Annotated in this window: 21 protein-coding genes; 9 read left to right on the top strand and 12 right to left on the bottom strand. The window is 74.6% G+C overall.

Annotation, left to right across the window (positions count from 1 at the left end):
• Nucleotides 1–3 precede the first annotated feature (3 nt).
• Nucleotides 4–1,350: a dicarboxylate/amino acid:cation symporter gene (locus tag OG618_RS21865; RefSeq protein WP_329489225.1), complete on the bottom strand. Its 1,347-nt coding sequence runs from the start codon at nt 1,348–1,350 to the stop codon at nt 4–6.
• A 428-nt stretch (nt 1,351–1,778) separates the two neighbouring features.
• Between OG618_RS21865 and OG618_RS21860 the strand changes: the two genes are divergently transcribed.
• A complete protein-coding gene (locus OG618_RS21860; RefSeq protein WP_442906842.1) occupies nt 1,779–2,987 on the top strand; it encodes an MFS transporter in 1,209 nt (402 codons plus the stop codon).
• Between the two features lie 223 nt (nt 2,988–3,210).
• Here OG618_RS21860 and OG618_RS21855 read toward each other — a convergent pair whose 3' ends face one another.
• The 4 genes from OG618_RS21855 to OG618_RS21840 all read right to left on the bottom strand — a co-directional run bounded on the left by OG618_RS21855 (nt 3,211) and on the right by OG618_RS21840 (nt 6,815).
• Entirely contained in the window at nt 3,211–4,425 is a 1,215-nt protein-coding gene (locus OG618_RS21855) for a LacI family DNA-binding transcriptional regulator (protein WP_329489224.1), read from the bottom strand.
• Nucleotides 4,426–4,439: 14 nt separating this feature from the next.
• On the bottom strand, nt 4,440–4,781 hold the full coding sequence (locus OG618_RS21850; protein ID WP_329489223.1) for a DUF4229 domain-containing protein: 342 nt from the start codon (nt 4,779–4,781) through the stop codon (nt 4,440–4,442).
• Nucleotides 4,782–4,886: 105 nt separating this feature from the next.
• Nucleotides 4,887–5,414, bottom strand: coding sequence for a GNAT family N-acetyltransferase (locus tag OG618_RS21845; RefSeq protein WP_329489222.1), 528 nt, complete (start codon nt 5,412–5,414; stop codon nt 4,887–4,889).
• Between the two features lie 21 nt (nt 5,415–5,435).
• Nucleotides 5,436–6,815 (bottom strand): MFS transporter, encoded by a 1,380-nt coding sequence (locus OG618_RS21840; protein ID WP_329489221.1) that lies wholly within the window; start codon nt 6,813–6,815, stop codon nt 5,436–5,438.
• Between the two features lie 169 nt (nt 6,816–6,984).
• On the opposite strand from OG618_RS21840, the gene OG618_RS21835 reads away from it, so the two are divergent.
• Entirely contained in the window at nt 6,985–7,962 is a 978-nt protein-coding gene (locus OG618_RS21835) for a GlxA family transcriptional regulator (RefSeq protein ID WP_329489220.1), read from the top strand.
• A 393-nt stretch (nt 7,963–8,355) separates the two neighbouring features.
• On the opposite strand, the gene OG618_RS21830 is transcribed toward OG618_RS21835, so the two are convergent.
• Nucleotides 8,356–8,910: an ATP-binding protein gene (locus OG618_RS21830; RefSeq protein WP_329489219.1), complete on the bottom strand. Its 555-nt coding sequence runs from the start codon at nt 8,908–8,910 to the stop codon at nt 8,356–8,358.
• A 545-nt stretch (nt 8,911–9,455) separates the two neighbouring features.
• On the opposite strand from OG618_RS21830, the gene OG618_RS21825 reads away from it, so the two are divergent.
• A complete protein-coding gene (locus OG618_RS21825; protein ID WP_329489218.1) occupies nt 9,456–10,247 on the top strand; it encodes a sigma-70 family RNA polymerase sigma factor in 792 nt (263 codons plus the stop codon).
• On the top strand, nt 10,244–11,425 hold the full coding sequence (locus tag OG618_RS21820; RefSeq protein ID WP_329489217.1) for a zf-HC2 domain-containing protein: 1,182 nt from the start codon (nt 10,244–10,246) through the stop codon (nt 11,423–11,425). The genes OG618_RS21825 and OG618_RS21820 overlap by 4 nt, the downstream gene beginning before the upstream one ends.
• Nucleotides 11,426–11,516: 91 nt before the next feature.
• On the opposite strand, the gene purU is transcribed toward OG618_RS21820, so the two are convergent.
• Together purU and OG618_RS21810 are read right to left on the bottom strand one after the other, a co-directional pair.
• Nucleotides 11,517–12,383, bottom strand: a complete 867-nt coding sequence (purU, locus tag OG618_RS21815) for a formyltetrahydrofolate deformylase (RefSeq protein WP_442906841.1) — start codon at nt 12,381–12,383, stop codon at nt 11,517–11,519.
• 180 nt (nt 12,384–12,563) lie between these two features.
• Complete coding sequence (locus OG618_RS21810; protein WP_442906840.1) at nt 12,564–13,007, bottom strand: SCO4402 family protein; 444 nt, start codon at nt 13,005–13,007, stop codon at nt 12,564–12,566.
• Nucleotides 13,008–13,252: 245 nt separating this feature from the next.
• Here OG618_RS21810 and OG618_RS21805 point away from each other — a divergent pair, with 245 nt between their 5' ends.
• The gene (locus OG618_RS21805; RefSeq protein ID WP_329489215.1) at nt 13,253–14,554 is read left to right on the top strand and encodes an ABC transporter substrate-binding protein; all 1,302 of its coding nucleotides are present in this window, start codon (nt 13,253–13,255) and stop codon (nt 14,552–14,554) included.
• Nucleotides 14,555–14,651: 97 nt separating this feature from the next.
• Here the strand turns inward: OG618_RS21805 and OG618_RS21800 are convergent, their stop codons facing one another.
• The gene (locus tag OG618_RS21800; protein ID WP_329489214.1) at nt 14,652–15,806 is read right to left on the bottom strand and encodes a hypothetical protein; all 1,155 of its coding nucleotides are present in this window, start codon (nt 15,804–15,806) and stop codon (nt 14,652–14,654) included.
• 173 nt (nt 15,807–15,979) lie between these two features.
• Nucleotides 15,980–17,356, bottom strand: coding sequence for a transcriptional regulator (locus OG618_RS21795; RefSeq protein WP_329489213.1), 1,377 nt, complete (start codon nt 17,354–17,356; stop codon nt 15,980–15,982).
• Between the two features lie 315 nt (nt 17,357–17,671).
• Between OG618_RS21795 and OG618_RS21790 the strand changes: the two genes are divergently transcribed.
• Complete coding sequence (locus OG618_RS21790; RefSeq protein ID WP_329492210.1) at nt 17,672–18,370, top strand: bifunctional DNA primase/polymerase; 699 nt, start codon at nt 17,672–17,674, stop codon at nt 18,368–18,370.
• 541 nt (nt 18,371–18,911) lie between these two features.
• Here the strand turns inward: OG618_RS21790 and OG618_RS21785 are convergent.
• Nucleotides 18,912–19,604 (bottom strand): metal-dependent transcriptional regulator, encoded by a 693-nt coding sequence (locus OG618_RS21785; RefSeq protein WP_329489212.1) that lies wholly within the window; start codon nt 19,602–19,604, stop codon nt 18,912–18,914.
• A 220-nt stretch (nt 19,605–19,824) separates the two neighbouring features.
• On the opposite strand from OG618_RS21785, the gene OG618_RS21780 reads away from it, so the two are divergent.
• The 3 genes from OG618_RS21780 (at nt 19,825) to OG618_RS21770 (ending at nt 22,685) form a co-directional block, all read left to right on the top strand.
• Complete coding sequence (locus OG618_RS21780; RefSeq protein WP_329489211.1) at nt 19,825–20,589, top strand: SIS domain-containing protein; 765 nt, start codon at nt 19,825–19,827, stop codon at nt 20,587–20,589.
• 175 nt (nt 20,590–20,764) lie between these two features.
• Nucleotides 20,765–21,700 (top strand): DUF4231 domain-containing protein, encoded by a 936-nt coding sequence (locus OG618_RS21775; protein ID WP_329489210.1) that lies wholly within the window; start codon nt 20,765–20,767, stop codon nt 21,698–21,700.
• 58 nt (nt 21,701–21,758) lie between these two features.
• A complete protein-coding gene (locus tag OG618_RS21770) occupies nt 21,759–22,685 on the top strand; it encodes an alpha/beta fold hydrolase (RefSeq protein WP_329492209.1) in 927 nt (308 codons plus the stop codon).
• A 45-nt stretch (nt 22,686–22,730) separates the two neighbouring features.
• Here OG618_RS21770 and OG618_RS21765 read toward each other — a convergent pair whose 3' ends face one another.
• On the bottom strand, nt 22,731–23,699 hold the full coding sequence (locus tag OG618_RS21765; RefSeq protein ID WP_329489209.1) for a 2-hydroxyacid dehydrogenase: 969 nt from the start codon (nt 23,697–23,699) through the stop codon (nt 22,731–22,733).
• Between the last annotated feature and the right edge of the window lie 12 nt (nt 23,700–23,711).

Raw genomic sequence — 23,711 nt, 5'->3', positions numbered from 1 at the left:
CTGTCAGGCCGCGGCGGGGGCCTTCGCGGAGGCCTGCGCCGGGACGGCCGCCGCGGGGGCGTCGTCGTACAGGTCGCCGTGCGGGTTGTTGTAGGCGACCAGGTCCAGCGTCTTCTCCCGGGCCGCCACCAGGACCGGCACGACCGCTTGACCGGCGACGTTCGTGGCCGTGCGGACCATATCGAGGATCGGGTCGATGGCGAGGAGGAGGCCGACGCCCTCCAGGGGCAGGCCCAGGGTGGAGAGGGTCAGGGTCAGCATCACGATCGCGCCGGTGAGGCCCGCGGTGGCGGCCGAGCCGATGACCGAGACGAAGGCGATCAGCAGGTAGTCCTTGATGCCGAGGTCGATGCCGTAGACCTGGGCGACGAAGATCGCGGCCAGCGAGGGGTAGATCGCGGCGCAGCCGTCCATCTTGGTGGTCGCGCCGAACGGCACGGCGAACGAGGCGTACTCGCTTGGGACGCCGAGGCGCTCGGTGACGCGGCGGGTGACCGGCAGGGTGCCGACCGAGGAGCGGGAGACGAAGGCCAGCTGGATGGCCGGCCAGGCGCCCTTGAAGAAGTTCAGCGGGTTGAGGCCGCCGACGAACTTCAGCAGCAGGGAGTAGACCACGAACAGCACCAGGGCGCAGCCGACGTAGACGTCGATGGTCAGCGTGGCGAAGGGCTTCAGCAGGTCCCAGCCGTACTTGGCGACGGACTTGCCGATCAGGCCGAGGGTACCGAGCGGCGAGAGCCGGATGACCCACCAGAGGGCCGTCTGCACGAGCTCCAGGACGGACTCGCTGAGCTTGAGGACGGGCTCGGCCTTCTTGCCCAGCTTGATGATCGCCGCGCCGGTCACGACCGCCAGGAAGACGATCTGCAGGACCTCGACCTCGGTGAAGGCGGTGACGATGTTGGTCGGGAAGATGCCGGTCAGGAAGTCGATCCAGCTACCGGTGGACTTCGGCGCCTTCAGGCCCTCGGTCTTCAGGTCGGTGCCGTGGCCCGGGTTGGTCAGCAGGCCCAGGCCGAGGCCGATCGCGACGGCGATCAGCGAGGTGATCAGGAACCAGAGCAGCGTCCGGGCGGCCAGCCGGGCCGCGTTGGTGACGTTGCGCAGGTTGGCGACCGACACCACGATCGCGGTGAAGACCAGCGGCGGGACGGCCAGCTTCAGCAGCTGGACGAAGATCTTGCCGATCGTCTCCAGGGTGGTGGCCAGCCAGGAGATGTCGGCCGCGCGGGCCAGGTAGCCGAGGCCGACGCCGAGCACGAGGCCGGCGACGATCTGGACCCAGAACGGGGTCTTGCGGATTCTGGCGAGCACGGACGGCGACGAGGTCGCCTCGGGCGCTGTGGACATGACGGTGCGGCTCCGGGGAGGGCGTTGCTGACGGTGGGGTGAGGCGGGGAAGGCGGCACGGCGGGTGGGCCGGACGGGAGGACGCGGCCCCGTCAGGGGCGTGCCGCCTGGATACAGCTCATGGCACGACAACGGCGCGCGCTGTCCACAGCACCCGTCAGGCAGCACGCGCGGGCGGCCGTGGGCACCGGGCCCGAGCCGTACATCCGCGCTGCTCCTGAGGTGGTCATGGCCGATACGTTAGCAGTAAAGGTTTGAGATGTTCAAAGTACTTGTTTGAGATGTGACCCGCGCAAGGGTAAATCCGGACACGAACGAGGCTGACGCACCATCAGATCGCACCATGGGTCCGATTGACCACTTAGCAGTTATACGTATAACTTGGAGAGAGTCCCCGCCCTCCCCTGCCCCGACCCGGAGAACTGTCCATGGGCTATGTCGCCCTGCTCCGCGCCCCGCACGTCAGCCGTCTGCTCCTCGGCACCCTGCTCGGCCGCCTCCCCGCCGGTATGACCGCCCTGGTGATCGCGCTGGCCCTGCGCGAGGCCGGCACCCCTTACAGCCGGATCGGGCTGGCCACCGCCGCCTACGCGATCTCGGCCGCCGTGGGCGGGCCGGTCCTCGGCCGGATCGTGGACCGCACCGGCCAGCCGCGGGTGCTGCTCGCCTCCGCCGTGGTCGCGGGCGGCGGGTACGCGCTCCTGGCACTCGCGCCGGGCTCGGCACTGGCCGCACCGGTCGGCGCCGCGATCGCCGGACTGGCCATGCCACCGCTCGAACCCTGCCTGCGCTCGCTCTGGCCGGATGTCGTCGCCGAGGAGCAGCTCGACACCGTGTACGCCTTCGACTCCGCCTCGCAACAGATCCTCTACGTGGCCGGCCCGCTCGCGGTGGCCGGGATCGCCGGGGCCTTCAGCCCGGTCGCGGCGCTCTGGGTGGCGGCCGGGCTGGGGCTGGCCGGGGCCCTGGTGGTGGCCACCGCCGGACCGGCCCGGGCCTGGCAGGCACCGCCGCGCGCGCACTCGGCCGGTCTGCTCGGGCCGCTCCGCTCGCCCGGCCTGGTTCTGCTGCTGATCGGCCTGGCCGGCGCCGGCTGGGCGGTCGGTGCCCAGAACGTGCTGTTCATCGCTTACGCGGAGGCGCACGAGGGCGGCCTGCCGGGCGGCGCGGGGACGCTGCTGGCGCTGGCCGCGCTGGGCGGACTGCTCGGCGCGCTCGGGTACGGGGCGGTGCGCTGGCGCAGCGGAACGGCGACCCGCACCTGGGTGATGGCGCTCGGGATGGCCGTCTCCTACCTCCCGCTGGTGCTGCTGCCCGGGCCGTACGCGATGGCCGCGCTGGCCTTCCTGTCCGGGATCGGGCTGGCCCCGCTGCTGGCCGCCGCGTTCGTCCTGGTCGCCGAGCTGGCCCCGGTGGGCACGGTGACCGAGGCGTTCGCCTGGCTGGTGACGCTGTTCGCGACCGGCAACTCGCTCGGCTACGCCGTCTCCGGCAACCTCGCCGAGGACTCGCTGCGCCCGGTGGCGCTCTGCGCGGCCGGCGGGATCGGCCTGGGCGGGCTGCTGCTGTTCGGCGCCCGCCGCTGGTTCCAGCCGCTGCCGGCGGCCCCGGTGGCGCAGCCGGTACCGGTGGGCTGAACCCACCCCTCATACGTGACCGCGCCCGTCGGACCGGGTGGTCTGGCCGACGGGCGCGGTCACTGACCGTCGACGGGGTCCGGCCGACGAACTCCATCCCGACCGGCAGGGGTGTCGGTGATCAGACCGTTGATCGGAGCGTCCGCACGCCGGAATCTCATCGTCGGTTCATTCGCCCGCCGCTGCGGCGCGAGACGTCCTGACGGCAGTTCACCTGTCCGAACTAATCCGAACGGCCGGTCCCGGTGGGCGAGGTGCCGGTGGGCGAGGCGCCGGAGGCGGGGCTCCCGGCCGCGCGGGTACCGGTCGCGGCGGTCCCGGCCGCGGTCGAGGAGCGCAGCACCAGCGAGGTCGCCAGCGGCGGCACCGGCGCGACCGGCTCGCCGCGGAGCAGGTCCGCGAGGGCCGCGACCCCGGCCCGGCCCAGCTCCTCGCCGGGCAGGTCGACTGTGGTGAGCGGCGGGGTGAGCAGCTCGGCCACCGGGATGTTGTCGATGCCGACCACCGAGAGGTCCGCGGGCACCCGCAGACCGAGTTCGGCGGCCGCCTGGTAGACCCCGGAGGCCACCACGTCGTCGTCGCAGATCACCGCGTGCGGGCGGTCGGGGCCCGCCAGCATCCGGCGGGCGGCGCCGCGGGCGGCGGGCTGGCCCTCGTTGAGGCTGACGCCCAGCTCGACCACGTCCAGGCCGAGTTCCGCGGCGGCCTGCTCGAAGGCGGCCTGGCGGACCCGGAAGGTGTACGCGGCGTGGGTGGAGCGCAGCCGGCCGATCCGCCGGTGGCCCAGCCCGGCCAGGTGTTCGACGGCGGCGCGCATGCCGCCGGCCACGTCCAGCTCGACGGTCGGCCGGGCCCGGTCGGTGCCGGGGTCGGCGTCCAGGAAGACCGCGGGGGTGTCGGCGGGCAGCGCACCGAGCTGGCTGTCGTCCGGGGAGCAGATCAGCAGGCCGTCGAACCGGCTGGTGGTGGCCGCGTCGGCGAGGGTGGCGCTCCCCCAGCCGGAGCTGACCACGACGGCCAGGCCGTGCCGGCCGGCCTCCTCGTGGACGCCCTCCAGCACCCGGCCGAAGAACGGGCCGAGGATGTTCGGCACGGCCAGCAGGATCATGCCGCTGCGGCCGAGCCGCAGTTGCCGGCCGGCCGCCTGCGGGCGGTAGCCGAGGCTGCGGGCCGCCTCCCGGACGCGCTCCCGGGTGGCGTCGGAGACCCGGCGGCCCGCCTCGGGGCCGGAGAACACCAGCGAGACGGTGGCCTGCGAGACCCCGGCGAGCCGTGCCACGTCCCGCCCGGTGGGCTTGCGGACCGGAGCCGGCCAGGTGCCGCTGACGCTCCCGCCCTGCGGCGCGGCGGGCCCGGGCAGCGGCTCGCGCAGCGGCTCGGAGAGCGGCCCGGCCGGCGGCTCGCGGTCAGCCGGCGGCTCGGGGTCGGGGGCGGGCACGGCGGTGACGCGGATCAGCCCTGCAGGGCGGTCGCGCGCGCGGCGTCGTCGGCCGCGTCCTCCTCGGCGTTCTGGTCGGCGATCCGCGCGGCCGTCCGGCTGCGGAGGCCGTCGACCCTGCCGGAGATCTGGGCCGACATCGCGTCGCGCTGCCGGCTCAGCAGCACGTAGCTGAGCGGCGCCGAGACCACGGCGGCCACCAGGAACAGGAAGATCGCGCCGGTCTGCCCCTTGACCGGGATGACCTGGAAGTGGCCCAGCAGCAGGGCGACCAGCAGGCAGCCGAGGAAGATGCTGACCCGCATGGAGGTGTAACGGAGCGTGGCGTGGGACTTGTCGCTCACCTTGCTGCTCACGGGGGACACATCCTTCTCTGCGCGGGGACCGGACCGGTATCCCAGTGAAGCATGCCGGACGCGCCGCGCGGGGCACGGGTCACCCGGCCCCCGCGCGGCCGTCCGTCAACGCAGGTCCAACCACATCGTGACGTCGTCGCGGTCGTCCCCGGGGGCCACCCGGATCGCGGCGGGGACCCGGCCGACCTCGGTGTAGCCGCAGCGGGCGTAGAAGGCCTCCAGCCCGAGACCGCCGCGCAGGGTCAGCCGCAGTCCCTCCAGCCCCCAGGCCCGGGCCACCCGCTCGGCCTCGGCCATCAGCTCGGCGCCGTAGCCGCGGCCCTGGAAGTCGGGGTGCACCATGACGCGCTTGAGCAGCCGCCAGTGGTCCATCAGGCCGAACCGCATGGAGTCGAGGAAGAGCAGGGCGGCCAGCCGGCCGCTCTCCCGCTCGTGGGCGATCAGCAGCCGGTCCGGCCCGGCGGGCGCGAGGCCGGCGAAGTGCGGGTCGGCGGTCTTCCAGACCTCGTCCTCCGTCACCGGCGCCACGAAGCCGACCGCGCCGCCGGCGTTGGTGACGTCGGTCCAGAGCCGGACGATGTCGGCGCGCAGGTCCGGACCGGGCTCGGGGTCGAGGGTGAAGGCGAGCGTCATGACGGTGAGCCTAGTGTCCGCTCACGACAGGCTCGGCGCGGGCGCCCCCGCCCCCGGCCGGTCCGCCCGCAGGGCCAGGCAGAGCAGCACGGCGACCGCGCAGAGCCCGCCGGCCGCGTACCAGGCGAGGTCGTAGGTGCCGAGCGCGTCCCGGGCGAGGCCGGCCAGCCCGGCCACCGCGGCCGCGCCGAGCTGGTGGCAGGCCAGCACCCAGCCGAAGACGATCGGCGCGTCGTCGCCGAAGTGCCGTCGGCAGAGCGCGACGGTCGGCGGGACGGTGGCCACCCAGTCCAGGCCGTAGAAGATCACGAAGGCCAGGATCGGCGGCTCCAGCGAACCCGCGAACAGCTGCGGCAGCAGGAACAGCGAGAACCCGCGCAGCGCGTAGTAGACGACCAGCAGCAGCCGGGAGTCGAAGCGGTCGGTGAACCAGCCGCTGGCGATGGTGCCGATCACGTCGAAGATCCCGATCAGGGCCAGCAGGCTCGCCGCCGTGGTGACCGGCAGGCCGTGGTCGTGCGCGGCGGGGATGAAGTGGGTGCCGACCAGCCCCGCCGTCGTCGCGCCGCAGATCGCGAAGGAGCCGGCCAGCAGCCAGAACGCCCGGCTGCGGGAGGCGTCCCGGAGCACCCGCAGCGAGCGGGCCAGCGCCCGGTTGTCCGCCACCGGCGGGGGCGGCTCCTCGGTCGCGCCGTACGGGAGCAGGCCGAGGTCGGCGGGGCGCTCGCGCATCAGCAGCAGCACCGGGACGGCGACCGCGCTGGCCGCCAGCGAGACGACGACGACCGCCGAACGCCAGCCGTGCTCTTCCACCAGCCAGGCGCCGACCGGCAGGAAGACCAGGTTGCCGGCCGCGCCGGCGGCCGTGAGCACACCGGTGACCAGGCCCTGGCGGGCCCGGAACCAGCGGCCGGTGACGGTGGTGGCGAACGCGCCGGCCATCGAGCCGCTGCCGAGGCCCACCAGCACGCCCCAGCAGAGGACCAGTTGCCAGGGCTCGCGCATCAGCATGGTGAGCCCGGCGCCGACCGAGATGGTCAGCAGCGCGCAGACCACCACCAGCCGGACGCCGAAGCGGTCCATCAGCGCGGCGGCGAAGGGAGCGGTGAGGCCGTAGAGCGCGAGGTTGACCGAGGTGGCGCTGGATATCGTCCCCATCGACCAGCCGAACTCGTTGTGCAGCGCGTCCATCATCAGGCTGGGCGTGGAGCGGAAGCCGGCCGATCCGAGCAGCACCAGCAGCGAGACCGCGGCGACCACCCAGGCGTAGTGCGGCCGGGGGCGGCCGGTGCGGCCCGGCCGCGGGAGCCCGGAGGGGGCGAGGTCCGGTGCGGGGGCCGGTGCCTCGGGGCGGGCCGGCGCGGCGGTCGGGCCCGGGGTGGGGGTGTGGCGTTCGTTCACCCGGCCGAGTCTCCCGAACGGCCCGAACGACCACGAGTGGCCTGGCTGCCAGCTTTCGCAAAGATCGGGCCAGCGGTTCGGCGTACGCTGGTCGCCGGCCCGGGCGACGGGCGTCGGGGTGCCCGGCGGCAGGCGGCGGGCGCCGGCGGGGAACGGAAGGGCGGGCGCGATGGCGCACAGGATCGCGGTACTGGCACTCGACAGGGTGATCGCCTTCGAACTGGGCATCCCCGCAAGGATCTTCGAGTCGGCCAAGGACGCCGACGGCGTGCCGCACTACCAGGTGGCCACCTGCACCGTGGACGGCCGGCCGGTCCCCACCAGTACCGACTTCCGGATCGCCGTCGACCACGGGCCCGAACTCCTGGAGTGGGCGGACACCGTGGTGATCCCGGCCTCTGCGGACCAGGGGCCCCGGGAGGTCGACGCCCGGCTCGATCCCGCCCTGGTCGCCGCGCTGGCCAGGATCCGGCCCGGCACCCGGCTGGTGTCGATCTGCACCGGCTCCTTCGTCCTGGCGGCCGCCGGACTGCTGGACGGCCGCCCGGCCACCACCCACTGGCGCTACACCGAGCTCTTCGCCGCCCTGTACCCGAAGGTCCGGCTCGATCCGGACGTCCTGTTCACCGACGACGGGGACGTCCTCACCTCGGGCGGGGTGGCGGCCGGCATCGACCTCTGCCTGCACATCGTGCGCCGCGACCACGGCAGCGCGGTGGCCAACGCGGTGGCCCGCACCTGCCTGGTGCCGCCCTGGCGCGAGGGCGGCCAGAAGCAGTACGTCGAACTCCCGCGCCCGGCCGTCGACGCCGGCCCCGGCGCCGCGGCGGTCCGCGCCTGGGCGCTGGAGCACCTGGACCAGCCGCTCCCGCTGCGCCTGCTCGCCGACCGGGCGGGCATGAGCGTGCGGAGCTTCACGCGGCGGTTCCGCGAGGAGACGGGCAGCAGCCCGGGCCAGTGGCTGACGGTCCAGCGCGCCGAGCGCGCCCGCCAGTTGCTGGAGAGCACCGACATGACGATCGACCAGGTGGCCCGGGAGTCCGGCTTCGGGACGGCGGCCTCGCTGCGGCTGCGGCTGCGCGGGCGGCTGGACGTCGCGCCGAGCGCGTACCGGCGCACCTTCCGGTCGGTGGAGCGGTCGCACTGACGGGGCGCCACCCCCGCGGGCCGCTCAGCGGCGGACAAGTGGGCGGCGAATGACCGGAACCGGCCCTGAGGAACGCACGGATCGGACGGCGGCGGGCCGCACGCACCCCGAGCACGGCACGGCCCGCCGCCATCCGATCGTGAAGCACGGGCCCTGAACCCGCGCAAAGCCCACCGCACTCGCCAAGGAGCCACCGCGCGATCGGCGTACCACGGCCCCCCTGCTGACATGATCCCCCTGGACAGCAGCACCGCAGCGGCGTTCGGGTGTTCCCTCGGCGTCCCCTCGCAACGGAGAGCTGCTCCCAGAGTGATCAGTCGGATACGTCACGTCAATGGGTTGTCCGAAATTCGGAATGGTTGCGTCAGGTTTCGGCCCGTTGATCGTCGGGCCTCACTGGGCCAGTGCGGCCCAGTCCACGGCGGTCAGCGGGTCCACCGGCGGCGCGCCGGCGCCGATCTCGCACCAGACGCGCTTGCCCGAACCGTCCGGATACCAGCCCCAGCGGTCGCAGAGCAGTTCGACCAGCTCCAGGCCCCGCCCGTTGGTGGCGTCGGCGTCCGGCCCCGCGTGCCGGGGAGCCGGCGCGGCCTGGCTGGCGTCGGCGACCTCGACCCGGAGCGGGCCGATCGCGGCCGTCTCGCGCGGCGCGCCGCCGCAGCCCGTCCCGTCCACCGGCCCGCCGGCCGGCGGGCAGCCGCCGGCCGCCGAAGTACCGCTCCCGGCCGGGGAGTCGTCGACGGGGAAGCAGAGCCGCAGGACGGCCGGACAGCCGGTGTGCACCACGGCGTTGGTCACCAGTTCGGAGACCACCAGGACGACCGTCTCGGCGATCGGAGCGTCCGGGTCCACCCCGTGGTTGAGCAGCCGCGAGCGCACCCAGCGGCGGGCCCGGCCGACCTCCGCGGGGTCCGCCCGCACCGCAAGCTGTACCTGAAGAACCTGCACCGCTCCACCACCCGCACTCGCAGTTCGGCCATCGTCTCGATCGGGCCGGATCGTCCAGCCGGCTGGTCCCGGCTCCCGCCGGGCCGCCGCAGGCCGGGCCGCCGTACGTTCACATCCGGTACGTCGCGCCCGCGCCATCTCGTCCGTCGCGCTCCGGCTGCGACACGAATACGCCTCAGGATGGTTCGACGGGCGGACCGCAGCAAGCGCTTCGGGCATATTCCAACGATCGGGGGACAGGGCAGTGCATACTGTCCCGTTCACTCTGGCGAGCCTCGTACCGGCGATCGTCCGGCCCGGGCCGACCGGCCGGACACGCAGTGGCGAACCTACCGCCGGACACCCCGGGCGCGCCGCCCGCCACTCGCGAACCACCCGTGCGACATATGTCCAACGGCCTTCGAACAGCGGGACCCGCGGCAGATCCCACGATGTGACGATCCGAAACCGGGTGGCCCCTCCGGTACCGAATCCGCCCGCTCCCGGAAGGCCGCAGGATACCGTTGGGCACGGCAGCGAACCCCACGGTAGGAGGGTGGTTACCGATGGCCACCCCCGGCAGCGCCCCGCGCTGGGACGAACAGCTCCAACGGCGCCTCGCCCGCGGCGAGGAGACGGCGCTGGGCGAACTGTACGACCAGCTCGCGCCGATGGTGCACGGACTGGCCGGGCGGATACTGGCCGACCAGGCCGCCGCCACCCAGCTGACCCGCGAGATATTCGCCCACGTCTGGGAGCACCCCGAGGCCTTCGACCCCACCCGGGGCTCGCTCCGCTCCTGGCTCGGCGCCCTGACGCACAGCCGCGCCGTCGACCGCCTGCGGGTCCGGCGGGCCGCCGAGGCCCCGCTGGGCGTCGAGGGCGCGGACGGCACCGGCACGCCGGGCGGGCCCGTCGAGGAGGAGATCCGGGCCGTGGCCACCGCCGCCCGCGTCCAGTACGTGGTCGACTCCCTCCCGCAGAGCCTGCGTGAGACCATCGAGGTGTCGTACTACGACGGCCGCACCTACCAGGAGACGGCCCGCCGGCTCGGCATCACCGAGCAGACCGCCAAGCAGCGGATGCGGCTCGGCCTGGAGCTGCTGGCCACCGAACTCGCCGAGGAGCGCGCCCATCAGCGGCAGCCGGGCCCGCCCGACTGCCGGCGGCACGACGGGTGCGACGGCGGGCCGCGGCAGGGCACCGCGCCGCACGGGGGACCGGGTCACCCGGGGCAGCGGCACGACGATCGGCACCACGAAGGACAGCCCCACGAAGGCCGGCACGACGACGGACAGCGGCACGACGGGCGCCGGCACGACGGACCGCGCCACGGGAACGAGGGCGGGGGCACGTGACCATCACCGAGGAGCAGCACGAGGCCCTGCGCTCGCTGCTCGGCGCCTGGGCCCTGGGTGCCTGCCCGCGGCGCGAGGCCGCCGAGTTGGAGCAGCACCTGCGCGGCTGCCCGGGCTGCGCCGAGGAGGCCGCCCGGCTCCGGGACGCGGCCGGCTGGCTCTCCGCCGACGAGCCGCTCGACCAGCCCGCCTCGCTGCGCCAGCAGGTCCTCGACTGGTGCCTGACCCGGCGGCCGGCCGAACTGCCCGTCCCCGCCTGGGGCGTTCCCTACACCGCGGAGACCGCCAAGCTCGACGCACTGCTGCGCGACCTCGGCCCGGAGGAGTGGCAGGAGGTCGCCGAACTCCCCTGGCACGGCGGTACCGAGTACCTGCGCCCGGCCGAGGTGCTCTGCCATCTCGCCGCGGTGGACGGCTACGTGGCGCTCGCCCTCGGGCTGCCCGACCCCGTCCCGGGCGGCGGGGCGACGGCCGACCGCCGGGTGCCGCCGCAGGACGCGGCTCCCCCGCTCCCCCGGGTACCCCGGCAGAGCGGCCCGCCGTGGGCCGGGATCACCGAGCGCACCGCCCGGCTGACCGCCGAGCAGGCCGGGCAGCCCCCGCAGCGGGTCCGGGCCCGGTGGCGCCGGCACTGCCACGAGCTGGTCCGCACCGCGGCCCTGGCCCCGCAGGGCAACACCCCGGTGGACTTCGGCTTCGTGACCGTCCCGCTGCGCGACGCCTTCGTCGACCGGGCCTTCGAGTGCTACGTGCACGGCGAGGACGTGGCCCGCGCGGTCGCCTACCCGTACGCCCCGCCGGCGCCGCAGCACCTGCGGCAGATGGTCGACCTGGCCGTACGGATGCTCCCGGCCGCGCTGGCGGGCCTGCGGGCCTCCCGGCCCGAGCACGCCGGGACCCCCGCGGGCGGACCGCCCGACGGCACCGCCCGGACCGGCCGGCAGATCCGGCTGGTCATCGACGGACCGGCCGCCGGCGAGTGGCTGATACCGCTGGACGGCCCGGAGTGCGGACCGCCCGGCGGTGAGCCGGTGGCCGCGATGGTCCTGGACGGGCTGGAGTTCTGCCAGCTGGCCGCCGCGCACCGCGACCCGGACCGGGTGCCGGTCGGCGAGCACGGCGACCGGGCGGCGATCCGCGAGGTGCTCCGGGCGGCGCCGCTGCTGTCCCGCCCTTAGCCGGGCGGGACGCGGGCGGACGGGACGCGGACGGACGGGACGCGGACGGACGGGACGCGGGCGGGCAGCGCGGGCAGACCCCGGGCGGACTCTAGGTGAAGACCACCGTGCGGGTGCCGTTGAGCAGCACCCGGTGCTCGCTGTGCCACTTCACCGCGCGCGCCAGCGCCTGGCACTCGACGTCCCGGCCGAGCGCGACCAGCTGGTCCGGGGTGATGTCGTGGGTCACCCGGGCCACCTCCTGCTCGATGATCGGGCCCTCGTCGAGGTCGGCGGTGACGTAGTGCGCAGTGGCGCCGATCAGCTTCACACCCCGGGTGTGGGCCTGGTGGTAGGGCTTGGCGCCCTTGAAGCTCGGCAGGAAGGAGTGGTGGATGTTGATCACCTTGCCGGACAGCGCGGTGCAGAGCTCGTCCGAGAGCACCTGCATGTAGCGGGCCAGCACGACCAGCTCGACGTTCTCCTCGGCCACCAGGTCCAGCAGTTCCTGCTCGGCCGCGGCCTTGTTGTCCCGGGTGACCGGGATGTGGTGGAAGGGGATCCCGTAGCCCTCGGTGAGGTCGCGGAAGTCGGTGTGGTTGGAGACCACCGCGGCGATCTCCACCGGCAGCGCGCCGATCCGGGTGCGGAACAGCAGGTCGTTCAGGCAGTGCCCGAACTTGCTGACCATCAGGACGATCCGCATCCGCTCCTCGGTCGGGTGGATCTGCCACTCCATCCCGAACGACGCGCCGATCGCGGCGAAGCTGGCCCGCAGCTTGTCCACGCTCACCGGCTCGGCCGCGGTGAAGTGCACCCGCATGAAGAACAGTCCGCTGTCCCCGTCCCCGAACTGCTGGCTGTCGATGATGTTGCAGCCGGTCATGAAGAGGTAGCTGGAGACCGCGTGAACGATGCCCTGCTTGTCGGGGCAGGACAGCGTGAGGACGTACTGGGCGCTGGCCGTCTGCTGTTCCACGGTGGGGATATCCCGTCCTGAGGTCGTGCCGGTGGTGAATGGTCCAGCGTGTCACATCCTGGACAGCGACCGTTCCGCTGCCCGCACTGCGGGACGCTCCGGCCCACCGGCGGGCAGGCCGGGACCCGGGCCGCCGGCGCGGGTCCGCGCCGAAGCGCCCGGAACGGGCTCAGGAAGGGCTCAGGACGAGGTCAGGATGCGCAGCACGTCCAGCGAGCGCGGCGGGGCGTCCGGGTCCTCGCCGTCGTTGACCGCCAGCTTGACGTGGGCCTCCCGGGCCGCCCGGACCGCCTCCGGCCAGCCGTGGTGCCCCAGGTAGGCGGAGGCCGGGGCGTCCGCGCCGACCTGGTGCAGGATCCGGACCACCCGCAGCACCGCGACGTCCACCACCGCCGCCTCGGCCGAGTCCCGGAAGATCGTGCCGACGTACTTCTCGGCGGACCAGCGGTCCAGCCAGGTGTCCTCGACCAGCCGGTAGACGGCGTCGGTCACGTCCCCGAAGCCCTCCCGGCCGGAGAGCCAGGTCTCCTGCTGGAACCCGGGGTCGGACAGCATGTGCAGCGCCGAGCGCAGTCGGGCTCGCCAGCGCCACCAGGGCAGGTCGTTGAGCGGCATGCCGCCCATCGTGCTGGAGCGGTGGCCCGTACGAGAAGGGTTTCGGGAAGACCGATACGAAGAATCTGAGCTGGCGGACATGGACAGCGATCGTACGTTCCCCGACGGTTCGTGCTCCACTCCCCATCTACACGCGTCCCCATCCGGAGTTCCGTCGGCGTTTGCCGTTCGTTCGCTTTTCGGCCCTCTCTGCTTGCGACGCCCGGGCTTGGCTGGGCCGGTACGCAGCAGAAGCGCCCCGGGAGGGAAGACCGATGACCGGCCTCAAGGGCTCGTCCCAGGCTCAGAACCCGATCGTGGCACGGCGCAACCGCCGCCCGATCGCCGCAGCCGCCATCACCGTGGCACTGCTCCCCACCCTCTTCTCGGCCTCCGCGTGCGGCGGACCGGCCGACGCCGCCACCGGCAAGGGCGAACTGACCGTGATGACCTGGGCCCCGTCCGGCACCGGCACCGCGGACCGGCCCGGCATGACGGCCCTCGCCGAGGCCATCGGCCGCGACCTCAACGCCAAGGGCGGTCTGAACGGCCGCCCGCTGCGGGTCCTGACCTGCAACGAGCACAACACCGCCGACGGGGCCGCGGCCTGCGCGCAGCAGGCCGTGGACGCCAAGGCGGTCGCCGTACTCGGCTCCTACAGCCAGTACGGGGACAGCTTCATGCCCGTCCTGGAGCGCGCCGGCATCCCGCTGATCGGCGGATACGGGCTCTCCCAGCCCGAGTTCAGCAGCCCGCTGTCCTACCCGGTGGGCGGCGGTCTGCCGGCGCTGATCGGCGGCAGCGGCCGGCAGCTGGTGGAGGCCGGCTGCAAGGCCGTCGCGCTGGTCCGGCCGGACACCCCGGCCGGCGACAACCTGCTCGGCTACCTGGCCAACGCGCTGAAGCCGGCCGGGATCAAGCTGCTGGACGTCAAGGCGCCCGAGCAGTCCAGCGACTACGCGCCGGTCGTCCGCAAGGCGATCGGCAAGGACGAACCGGGGAACTGCATCACCTCCGCGCTGGCCGCCGAGCCGACCGGCAACCTGCTGGACTCCTACCGCCGGCTGGGCCCCAAGAACACCCGGGTCGCCTCGGTGATCGGCAGCGTCCAGCAGTCGGTGGTCGACTCCACCGGCGGCGACAGCGGCCCGCTGGCCGGCGCGTTCGTCACCAGCTGGTACCCGCCGGAGTCGGCCAAGGTCTGGGACGCGCTGCGCTCGGTGGTGTCCGGCGACTCCGCCGGCGGCCGCAGCGTGGACGTCTCCGACCCCGGGGTGCAGACCACCTGGGTCGCCTACGAGGTCTTCCGGCAGGTCGCCGACCGGCTCTCCGCCGCCGGCCGCCCGCTCACCGCCAAGACCGTGACCGCCCTGCTGGACGGCGGCGAGCAGATCGACGTCGGGCTCACCCCGCCGCTGAACTGGGGCACCACCAACATGCTGGCCAGCACCGAGTCGCCCCGGCTGGTCAACACCTGGGTGACCTACCAGGTGGTCAAGGGCGGCCGGCTGGCCCTGCAGCAGCCGGGTTTCGTGGACGTCCGCTGGGTGCTCACCGGGAGCCGGCCGCCGGCCTGACCGGCCTCGACGGGGCCCGCCGCGGGGCCGGACCGGTCACCCGGGCCGGCCCCGCCGCATGTCCGGTCCGGCCCCGCCGGGGCGGGCCCCGTCGCCGTCAGAGGTCGCCGTCGCCGCGGGTCGGCAGGCCGGTCTGGCCGGCGATGGTGTTCCACAGGCCGGAGGCCTGCTTCTTCGCGAGGGTGGCGGTCCCGCTGGCCTGGACCGCGTTCTTGTAGTGCTGGTTGTCGATCTTCTTGGGGTCGCAGGCGCTCTGCGCGTCGGCGGCCCAGGCCGCGTACTCGTCGTCCGCGGTCGCCGAGGCCTGCCAGGCCGCGTTGAGCTGCTCGACCAGCTGCGGGCCGCCGGGCAGCTTGTCCGTCTTGAGCGCGGCGAGCTTGGTCTGCAGCTCCCGGCGCTTCCCCGCGGCCTCGGTCAGGGCCTGCTGGGACTCGGGGAGCTTGTCGCACTTCTGCACCGCGGCGACCGCGCCGATCACCGCCTGGCGGCTGTCGTTGGCGGTGCCCAGCAGGTCGGAGAGGGGCTGGGCCTGGGCCTTGACCTCGGGGCTGACGGCAGCCGCCGAACCGCTCGCGGGCGGCGGGCTGCCGGCCGTGCTGCTGCCGGTGGCCGCCGGGGCGGCCTTCTTCCCCGGGTCCGCCGTGTCGTCGTCCCCGTTCATCAGCACGACGACCAGGAGGCCGGCGGCCACGCAGCCGGCCACCACCCCGCCGATGATCAGCTTGCCGGACGACCGCCCGCCACCGCGGTTGCCGGCCTGGGTCGGGAAGTCCTGCCCGGGGTACCCCTGCTGCGGGGCCGGGTACTCCGGCGGGGCCTGCTGGTAGGTCTGGTAGCCGTGGTCAGGCTGCTGCGGATAGCCCGGAGCGGGCTGCTGGTGCCCGGGCCGCGCCGGGTAGCCGGCCGCCTGCGGGTCCCCCGAGGGGTAGGGCGGCAGGTACTGCGTCTCCGGCGCCTGGGCGGCCTGCGGGGCGCCGTTCCACGGGGCGCCCTGGGCGGGCAGCGGCTGGCCGCCCCACGAGGCGCCCTGGGCCGGCAGCCCGTGCCCACCGCCGCCGAGGTACTCCGGCTGCCCGGAGGGCTGTCCGGGCGGCTGCTGCTGCCCCTGGAGCCCGGCCGGCGGCTGCTGGCCGGGCATCGGGGGCGGCAGCTGGCCCTGGGCGTCCGGCCCCGGGGGCTGACTCGGCTCGGGACGGAAGAGATCGTCCAGGTTGAAGTCACCCGAGTTGGGGTACGAGCGGCGCTGGCTCAACGCGATTCCTCACCTGTGCACGACCGCGCGCTGACGGCGGACCACATCTCGTCGGTTCTTGGGGGCATCACAGTTCCTTGGACGTCGCGCCCACGCTACCGGTTCACCGAACCGGGTGACCACGTGGGCGGTCCATCCCTCACCGGCCCCTCACGCGCCGCTCCTCGCCCCGGTCAGGCGGCCTCCGCCTCGGCCCGGGCCTGGAACTCGCGGACCACCCGCTGCTCCCGGTACGGCTCCAGCCGCCGCCGGAACTCGTCCAGGTACTCGACGCCCCGGTTGGACCGCAGCCCGCTCAGCAGCCGGACCGCCTGCGCGCCCGTCTCGCAGGCGCGCTCCAGGTCCCGCTGCTGCAACTGGGCCGTGGCCAGCAGCACCAGGTCCACCGCGCGGCGCCGCACCCTGGTCGGCGGGTGCAGGTCGAGCGCCCGGCGGGCGTAGTGCTCGGCCTGGCCGGCCTGCTCCAAGTCCCGGTGGCAGTGGGCCAGCTCGTCCGCCAGGTAGGCGTCGTCGAAGTGGACGATCCAGTCCGGGTCGTCCTCCGGACGGCGCCGCTCCATCGCCTCCAGCGCCTTGGCGGCCACCGCCTCGCAGGAGCGGGCGTCGCCGAGCAGGGCGTGGCCGCGGGCCTCGGCCGCGTAGAACATCGCCATCGCCGTCGGAGTGGCCACCGAACGGGCGCCCTCCTGCGCGGCGCGGGCGAGTTGGGCGATCTCCCGCGGGTTGCCGAGCGTCGCCGCCAGGTGGCTCATCGAGGCAGCCAGCACGTACCCGCCGTAGCCGCGGTCGTCGGCCGCCTGGGCGAGGCGCAGCGCCTGGATGTAGTAGCGCTGGGCCAGCCCCGGCTGCCCGGTGTCCACCGCCATGTAGCCGGCCAGCTCCGTCAACCGGGCGACCGCCGCGAAGAGTTGCCGCCCGGTCTCCTCCCGGTAGGCGCCGCCGAGCAGGCCGGAGACCACGCTGTTGAGGTAGTGGACGACCACCGGGCGGACGTGCCCGCTGCCGAACCGGTGGTCCAGGTCGACCAGCATCGCCGTGGTCGCCTTGATGGCGGCGACGTCTGTCGGACCGACCCGCGGGCCGCCGGTACGCGCCACCACCGGGTCGGGCGGGGTGATCAGCCAGTCCCGGCTGGGTTCGACCAGGGCGGAGGCCGCCACCGTCGCCCCGGTCAGGAAGTCCCGCCGGCCGACGTCGCTGCGCCAGAGCTCGCAGACCTGCTCCAGCGCGGCGTTGAGCGTCGGCGCGAACTGCAGCCCGATCCCGGAGCTGAGGTTCTTGCCGTCGGCCATGCCGATCTCCTCGACCGACACGCCCCGGCCGAGCTTGCGCCCGAGCGCTTCGGCGATCACCGCCGGCGCCTGCCCGCGCGGCTGCTGGCCACGGAGCCAGCGCGCGACGGAGGTCTTGTCGTACCGCAGGTCCAGGCCGTGTTCGGCCCCGCAGAGGTTGACCCTCCGCGCCAGGCCGGCGTTCGAGCAGCTGGCCTCCTGGATCAGCTGCTGCAGACGCTCGTTGGGCTGTCGTGCGACAAGTGGTCTCGCGGCCATTGGCTTCGCCTCCCCACACCCTCCGGTCCCGGCCGGCGGGCGACGATTCTGCTGATCTGTTGCCGACTGTCCGACCGTCCAAGGAATCTGACACCAGGTTAGCGATCAGCAACGCCACCGGGATACCCACGGTGACGATCCCCACCCCCCACGCGCCCTGGTAAATGCTCCCGTGCGCCCCCACTGCGCCCACCGTCGCCCGCCCCAACTCGGTTGCCTCACCGGTTCGGGTGACAATCGGTGCCGCCGGGCAGACCCGCTCGCGCCGGGCCGTAACCAGCCTCACGCACGGTAGTTGAGCAGCGCGTGGAAGACATCCCAGACTCCCCCGACCAGGGCGGCAACGCCGGCCTCCCTCCGCTGCTCATCGAAGCCGTCAGCTATGCCGAGAACCGCCACTGGGAGGTCGCCCCGGGCGCCTGGCTGATCGACGGCGACGGGCCGGCCCGCTGCTCCTGCGGCGACGACCGCTGCCCGCTGCCCGGTGCGCACCCGATCGACGCGGACTGGGCCCGCAAGGCGAGCGCCGGTCCGGGTGCGGTGCGGCGCTGGTGGACCGAGCGCCCCGACGCCTCGATCCTGCTGCCCACCGGCCGGTCCTTCGACGTCCTGGACGTGCCGGAGGTGGCCGGCTGTCTCGCGCTGGCCCGGATGGAGCGGATGGACCTCCAGCTCGGCCCGGTGGTGGCCGTCCCGGCCGCGCCCGGCCGGGACGGGCGGCGGCTGCACTTCCTGGTACTGCCCGGGGTGGCGGCCAAGCTGCCGGAGATGCTGCGCCGGCTCGGCTGGCCGCCGGGCCGGCTGGACCTGGTGGCCCGCGGCGAGGGCGACTGGACGGTGGCCCCGCCGTCCCGGGTCGGTCCGAGCGGCTTCGCGCAGTGGGCCCGCTCGCCGTCCGCGCTGAACCGCTGGCTGCCCGACGCCGCGGAGCTGATCAGCCCGCTGGCGTACGCGTGCGGCCGCGAGGCGCCCTCGGTCCGCCCCCGGCCGGCCCAGCCGGCGGCGGTGCGCTGAGGCCCGGCCGACCGTCCGGCCGCCCGGACCCGCGCCCGGGCGGGTGATCGGGCCGGTGATCGGCCGAATGATTCACCACCCCGTGGACAGCCGCCCTACGCCTATCGGGTGAGGGCGTGCGATGCGCGACACCCCGCGCGCGACTGACGGGCCTTGCCCCCCACCGGAGGCGGGGCCCGTCAGACGCATGTGCGGATAAGGCTTCGATGTACCCGCTGGTCAACGGCGAAAGCCCCTCGTACGAGTGACAACGCTCAAGGATTGCCATGATCTGCCGAGGGGAGGAATTCCACCGTGAGGGGACGCCGGAAGGGTCGCTCGGACGGGGAAGCCGGGTGAGGCGGTCGGGAGGGAGCGGAGGGGAACCGGGAGGGGAGCGGGAGGGGCCGTGGCACCGGCCGGGTTCGGGGAGGCCGGTGCCGCGGGAGCGGGAGGGACGGGGAGGGCGAGCAGGGCCCGGTGCTTCGGGAGCACCGGGCCCTGCTCATCGCTTCGCGTCGCACGGCCGGCGAGGCCGTCACGGCCGCGCACCGCGCCGTGGTCAGGGCTGCGCGACGAAGACGTGCGCCGCGATCTCCTTGCCCAGCTCGGCCGCGTTGTCGCCGGTGCCCACCAGCACCCCGCCGACCCCGGCGGAGACCCGCACCGTGGAGCCCGGCCGGATCCCGGCCCGGCGCAGCGTGCGCATCAGCTCGCCGTCGGTCTGGATCGGTTCGCCGATCCGGCGGACCACCACGTCGGCGCCGCCGTCACCCGGCCGCACCGAGTCCAGCGGCACGAGCGCGGCGTCGAAGCCCTCGCCCTCGGCCTTGGCGTCCCCCAGCTCGTCCAGCCCGGGGATCGGGTTCCCGTACGGGGACTGGGTGGGGTGGCCGAGCATGGCGAGCACCTTGCGCTCGACCGTCTCGCTCATCACGTGCTCCCAGCGACAGGCCTCCTCGTGCACCTGTTCCCACTCCAGCCCGATCACGTCGACCAGCAGGCACTCGGCGATGCGGTGCTTGCGCATCACCCGCACCGCGAGCCTGCGCCCCTCCTCGGTGAGTTCGAGGTGGCGGTCGCCCGCGACCTGCAGCAGCCCGTCCCGCTCCATTCGCCCGACCGTCTGGCTGACCGTGGGGCCGCTCTGCTCCAGGCGCTCGGCGATCCGGGCGCGCATCGGGGTGATGCCCTCCTCCTCCAGTTCCAGGATGGTGCGAAGGTACATCTCAGTGGTGTCGATCAGCCCAGACATCGCCGCTGGCTCCGTTCCTCGGTGTCCTCATCGCCAATTCTGACGTACCGGGCAGGCAACCGGGCCCGCGCAGGGGCTCCGGGGGCGGGTTTTCGTTCCTGTTGACAGCGGCACCGGTGAGGCAGCAGCGTGCTCGCCGTAGCTTTCTCCATCGGCGGCCCGGTCGGCGGGCCGTCCCACCCGGCCGGCGGCCCCCACCGGCAGAGAGCGAAGGCAACAGATGAGCGACCTGGTCGGCCGGTACTTCGACGCCGCGATCGAGCACCTGCGGCGGGTCCGCGCCGAGGAGGCCGGGACCATCGAGGCGGCCGCCGCGCTGCTCGCCGGGGCGGTCCGCGAGGGGCGCCGGATCTTCACCTTCGGCTCCGGCCACTCCTCGCTGGCCGCCCAGGACGTGGTCTACCGGGCCGGCGGACTCGTCCCGGTCAACCTGCTGGACGTCCCCGGGATGGCCGGGGTGACGGTGATGCCGGCCCCGCTGGCCAGCGCGCTGGAGCGGGTCTCCGGGCTGGCCACCACCACCCTGGACCTCACCCCCGCCACCGCCGGGGACCTGCTGTTCGTCATCTCGCTCTCCGGCCGCCAGGTGATGCCGGTCGAGCTGGCCCAGTACGCCCGGTCCCGCGGCCTGAAGGTGGTGGGGGTGACCTCGCTGGCGTACCCGGCGGAGGTCCCGTCGGCGCACCCGTCGGGCACCTATCTGAAGGACCACTGCGACGTCGTGCTGGACAACAAGATCGCGGTCGGGGACGGCGAGCTGACCCACCCGGCGGCCGAGACCACCTTCGGCCCGGTCTCCACCATCGTCACCAGCGCGCTGATGCAGGCCGTGGTCGCCTCGGCGGTCGGCCGGCTGGCCGACGCGGCGGCCGCCGGCGACGGCGCCGCCCCGCCGCTGTTCCGCTCCGGCAACGTGCCCGGCGGCACCGAGTGGAACGCCAAGCAGATGGCCGACAACGCGGAGCGGATCTTCTACACCTACTGAGCCGCCCGGCCCGGCCGCCCCGGACCCTCACGATATGGGACAACCTCCGGCGGCATCCCGGCCAATGCGGCCGGGCCCGGCCCCGGCCGGGCGTGCCGGGCGGGCGGGCTGGGCAGGAGGACGGTGCGACCGGAGCGACGGGTGGGGGCCGAGGATGGCGTCGGGTGCGGATCCGATGGGGTGGGCGCGCGAGGAGGACCTGCTGCCCGAGCTGTTCCGGGTCGCCGACACCGCCTCGCTGCGGGGCCAGCGGCGGTCGGTCCTGCTCTCCGCCTGGGAGCTGGCGCTGCTGGTGGCCGCCGCCGCGGCGGGCTCGGCCGACGGCGAGCCCTGGGCCTGGCCGGCCGCCGTCGCCTACCTCGGCGCGATCGTCCTCGCCCTGGTGATCAGCCGGCAGAACCCGCAGGGCCTCTGGTACGAGGGCCGGGCCGCCGCCGAGTCGGTGAAGACGCTCGCCTGGAAGTTCGCCGTCCGGGCCGACGCGTACCAGCCGCCGCCGCGCAGCCTGCCGGACGCCGAGGGCCTGTACCGGTTCCAGCTCGGCCGGGTGCTGAACGCCTTCCGGGGCAGCGGCGCTCTCGGCCCGGCCGCCGGGGGCGCCGGCCCGGACGGCGGCGACGGCACCGGGGTCACCGAGGCGATGCGCGGCCTGCGCGGCCAGCCGCTGGCGGTGCGCCGCGAGGTGTACCTGCGGCAGCGGATCCAGGTGCAGCACGGCTGGTACCGCGCCAAGGCCCGCTACTGCGCCCGGGCCGGCTTCTGGACCGGCGTGCTGGGCGTGGTGCTGCCGCTGCTCGGCCTGGTGCTGGCCGTCCTGCGGGCGATGGGCTGGTTCCGCTACGACGCGCTCGGCACGGTCTCCGCGGTGGCCGCCTCGGTCACCGCCTGGGCCCAGCTGCGCCAGTACCGGCCGCTGGCCGCCGCCTACCGCCTGGCCGCCGACGAACTGGAGCTGATCCGCCGCCAGCTGGCCGGGCTGGACGTCGCCTCGGCCGACGCGGAGGAGATCTGGGCCCGGCTGGCCCGCGACGCCGAGGACGCGGTGTCCCGGGAGCACACCACCTGGCAGGCCCGCCGCGAGGTGCGCGGGACGACCGACCGGGACCACTGACAGGGGCCCCGAGCGGAGCCCGGACCGGAGCCTGAGGAGGCCGCGCGTGTCATTACGGATGGTCAAGGCGGCCGACGGCCGTGCCCTCGCCGTCGAGACCGTGGGCGACCCGCGCGGCCGGCCGGTGTTCCTGATGCACGGCATGCCCGGCAGCCGGGTCGGCCCGCACCCCCGCAGCACCGTGCTCTACCGGCTGGGGGTCCGGCTGATCTCCTACGACCGGCCCGGGTACGGGGACTCCACCCGGCTGCGCGGCCGCCGGGTGAGCGCGGCCGCCGCCGACGTGCGGACCATCGCGGACTCCCTCGGGCTCAGCCGGTTCGCGGTGCTCGGCCGCTCCGGCGGCGGACCGCACGCGCTGGCCTGCGCGGCGCTGCTGGCCGAGCGGGTCAGCCGGGTGGCCGTCCTGGTCGGCCTCGCCCCCAGGAACGCGACCGGCCTGGACTGGTACGGCGGGATGACCCCCTCCAACGTGCGGGCGTACCGGGAGGCCGAGCGCGGGCACAACCGGATGGCCGACACCATGCGGTTCCGCTCCGAGCAGATCCGGGCCGACCCGGGTCGGCTGCTGCGGGGTCTGCGGCCGGAACTGCCGCCCACCGACCGCGAGGTGGTCGCCGACACCGGGCTGCGCCGGATGCTGCAGAGCAACTACCGCGAGGCCTTCCGGCACGGCGCGGACGGCTGGATCGACGACGTGCTGGCGTTCACCGCCGACTGGGGCTTCAGGGTGGAGGACATCACCGTGCCCACCTGGCTCTGGCACGGCGCCGACGACCAGTTCTCCCCGGTCGACCACTCGCGCTGGCTGGGCGACCACATCCCCGGCGCCTCGCTCTTCCTGGAGCCCGGCGCCGCGCACTTCGGCGCCTTCCGGGTGATGACCGCCGCCCTGGCCTGGGCGGCGGGCCAGACCTCCACCGGCCAGACCTCCACCGGGCTGCCCTCGGCCGGCCTGCCGCCGGGCGGCCCGCTCAGGCCCTGACGCGGCCTCCCGGCACCCCGGGAGCCTGCGGGAGACCGGAGCCGTTCAGACCCCGACCGGGGTGACCGGTTCGCCGCCCGCCAGCACCGCCAGCACGTTGTCCACCGCCAGGCCGCCCATCGCCTGCCTGGTCCGCACGGTCGCGCTGCCCAGGTGCGGGGCCAGCACCGCCCGCTCCTGGGCGAGCAGCGCGGCGGGCACCGCCGGCTCGCGCTCGAAGTTGTCCACCGCCGCGGCGAACAGCGCGCCCGACTCCAGCGCGGCGGCCAGCGCCTCCTCGTCCACCACCCCGGCGGTCATCGAGACCACCACCGCGCCGGGCGGCAGCAGCGCCAGCCGCCGGGCGTCCAGCAGGTGCCGGGTGGCGGGGCCGAGCGGGCAGGTGACCACCAGCACGGTGGACCGCGCCAGCAGCTCCTCCAGCGGCAGCCACTCGGCGCCCTCGGCCTGCTCCGGGGGCAGTTCGCGGCGGTTGTGGTAGCCGACCGGCATGTCGAACGCGCGGGCCCGGCGGGCCACCGCCTGCCCGATCCGGCCCATGCCGAGGACACCCAGCGGGGTACCGGCCAGCTCCAGGCCGAGCAGGAAGTTCGGCGCCCAGGCCCACGGCCGGCCGGACCGCAGCAGCCGCTCGCCCTCGCCGAGCCGGCGGGTGGCGGCCAGCAGCAGCGCCCAGGCCATGTCGGCGGTGGCGGCGGTGAGCACCCCGGGGGTGTTGCTGACCGCGACGCCCCGCTCGGCGCAGGCGGCGAGGTCGACGTTGTGGTGGCCGACCGCGTGGTTGGCGACGATCCGCAGGCCGGGCCCGGCCGCGTCCAGGAAGGCGCCGTCCACCACGTCGTCCAGCGTGGTGATCACCGCCGACCGGCCGCGGACGGCGGCCAGCAGCTCTTCGCGGGCCATCGGCAGGTCCGAGTCGTGCCGCGTCACGGTGTGCCGTGCGGTGAGCCGCTCGATCACCCCGGGGGCGAGGCGTCGGGTGACCAGGACCGGGGGCGGGGGCTGCTCGCTCATAGGGCCCGAAGC

Origin of the sequence: Kitasatospora sp. NBC_01246 (genome assembly GCF_036226505.1) — a bacterium.
In the GTDB taxonomy this organism is placed as follows: domain Bacteria; phylum Actinomycetota; class Actinomycetes; order Streptomycetales; family Streptomycetaceae; genus Kitasatospora.
The sequence above is the reverse complement of the archived record's forward strand: the minus strand, read 5'-3'. Positions and strand labels throughout refer to the sequence as shown.

Excerpts from the sequence above, each read along its gene's own strand:
- OG618_RS21860 (WP_442906842.1), top strand. The coding sequence starts at position 1,779 with ATGGGCTATGTCGCCCTGCTCCGCGCCCCGCACGTCAGCCGTCTGCTC.
- OG618_RS21845 (WP_329489222.1), bottom strand. The coding sequence starts at position 5,414 with ATGACGCTCGCCTTCACCCTCGACCCCGAGCCCGGTCCGGACCTGCGC.
- OG618_RS21825 (WP_329489218.1), top strand. The coding sequence starts at position 9,456 with ATGGCCACCCCCGGCAGCGCCCCGCGCTGGGACGAACAGCTCCAACGG.
- OG618_RS21770 (WP_329492209.1), top strand. The coding sequence starts at position 21,759 with ATGGTCAAGGCGGCCGACGGCCGTGCCCTCGCCGTCGAGACCGTGGGC.
- OG618_RS21765 (WP_329489209.1), bottom strand. The coding sequence starts at position 23,699 with ATGAGCGAGCAGCCCCCGCCCCCGGTCCTGGTCACCCGACGCCTCGCC.
- OG618_RS21785 (WP_329489212.1), bottom strand. The coding sequence starts at position 19,604 with ATGTCTGGGCTGATCGACACCACTGAGATGTACCTTCGCACCATCCTG.
- OG618_RS21810 (WP_442906840.1), bottom strand. The coding sequence starts at position 13,007 with ATGGGCGGCATGCCGCTCAACGACCTGCCCTGGTGGCGCTGGCGAGCC.
- OG618_RS21795 (WP_329489213.1), bottom strand. The coding sequence starts at position 17,356 with ATGGCCGCGAGACCACTTGTCGCACGACAGCCCAACGAGCGTCTGCAG.
- OG618_RS21835 (WP_329489220.1), top strand. The coding sequence starts at position 6,985 with ATGGCGCACAGGATCGCGGTACTGGCACTCGACAGGGTGATCGCCTTC.
- OG618_RS21775 (WP_329489210.1), top strand. The coding sequence starts at position 20,765 with ATGGGGTGGGCGCGCGAGGAGGACCTGCTGCCCGAGCTGTTCCGGGTC.
- OG618_RS21780 (WP_329489211.1), top strand. The coding sequence starts at position 19,825 with ATGAGCGACCTGGTCGGCCGGTACTTCGACGCCGCGATCGAGCACCTG.
- OG618_RS21805 (WP_329489215.1), top strand. The coding sequence starts at position 13,253 with ATGACCGGCCTCAAGGGCTCGTCCCAGGCTCAGAACCCGATCGTGGCA.
- OG618_RS21865 (WP_329489225.1), bottom strand. The coding sequence starts at position 1,350 with ATGTCCACAGCGCCCGAGGCGACCTCGTCGCCGTCCGTGCTCGCCAGA.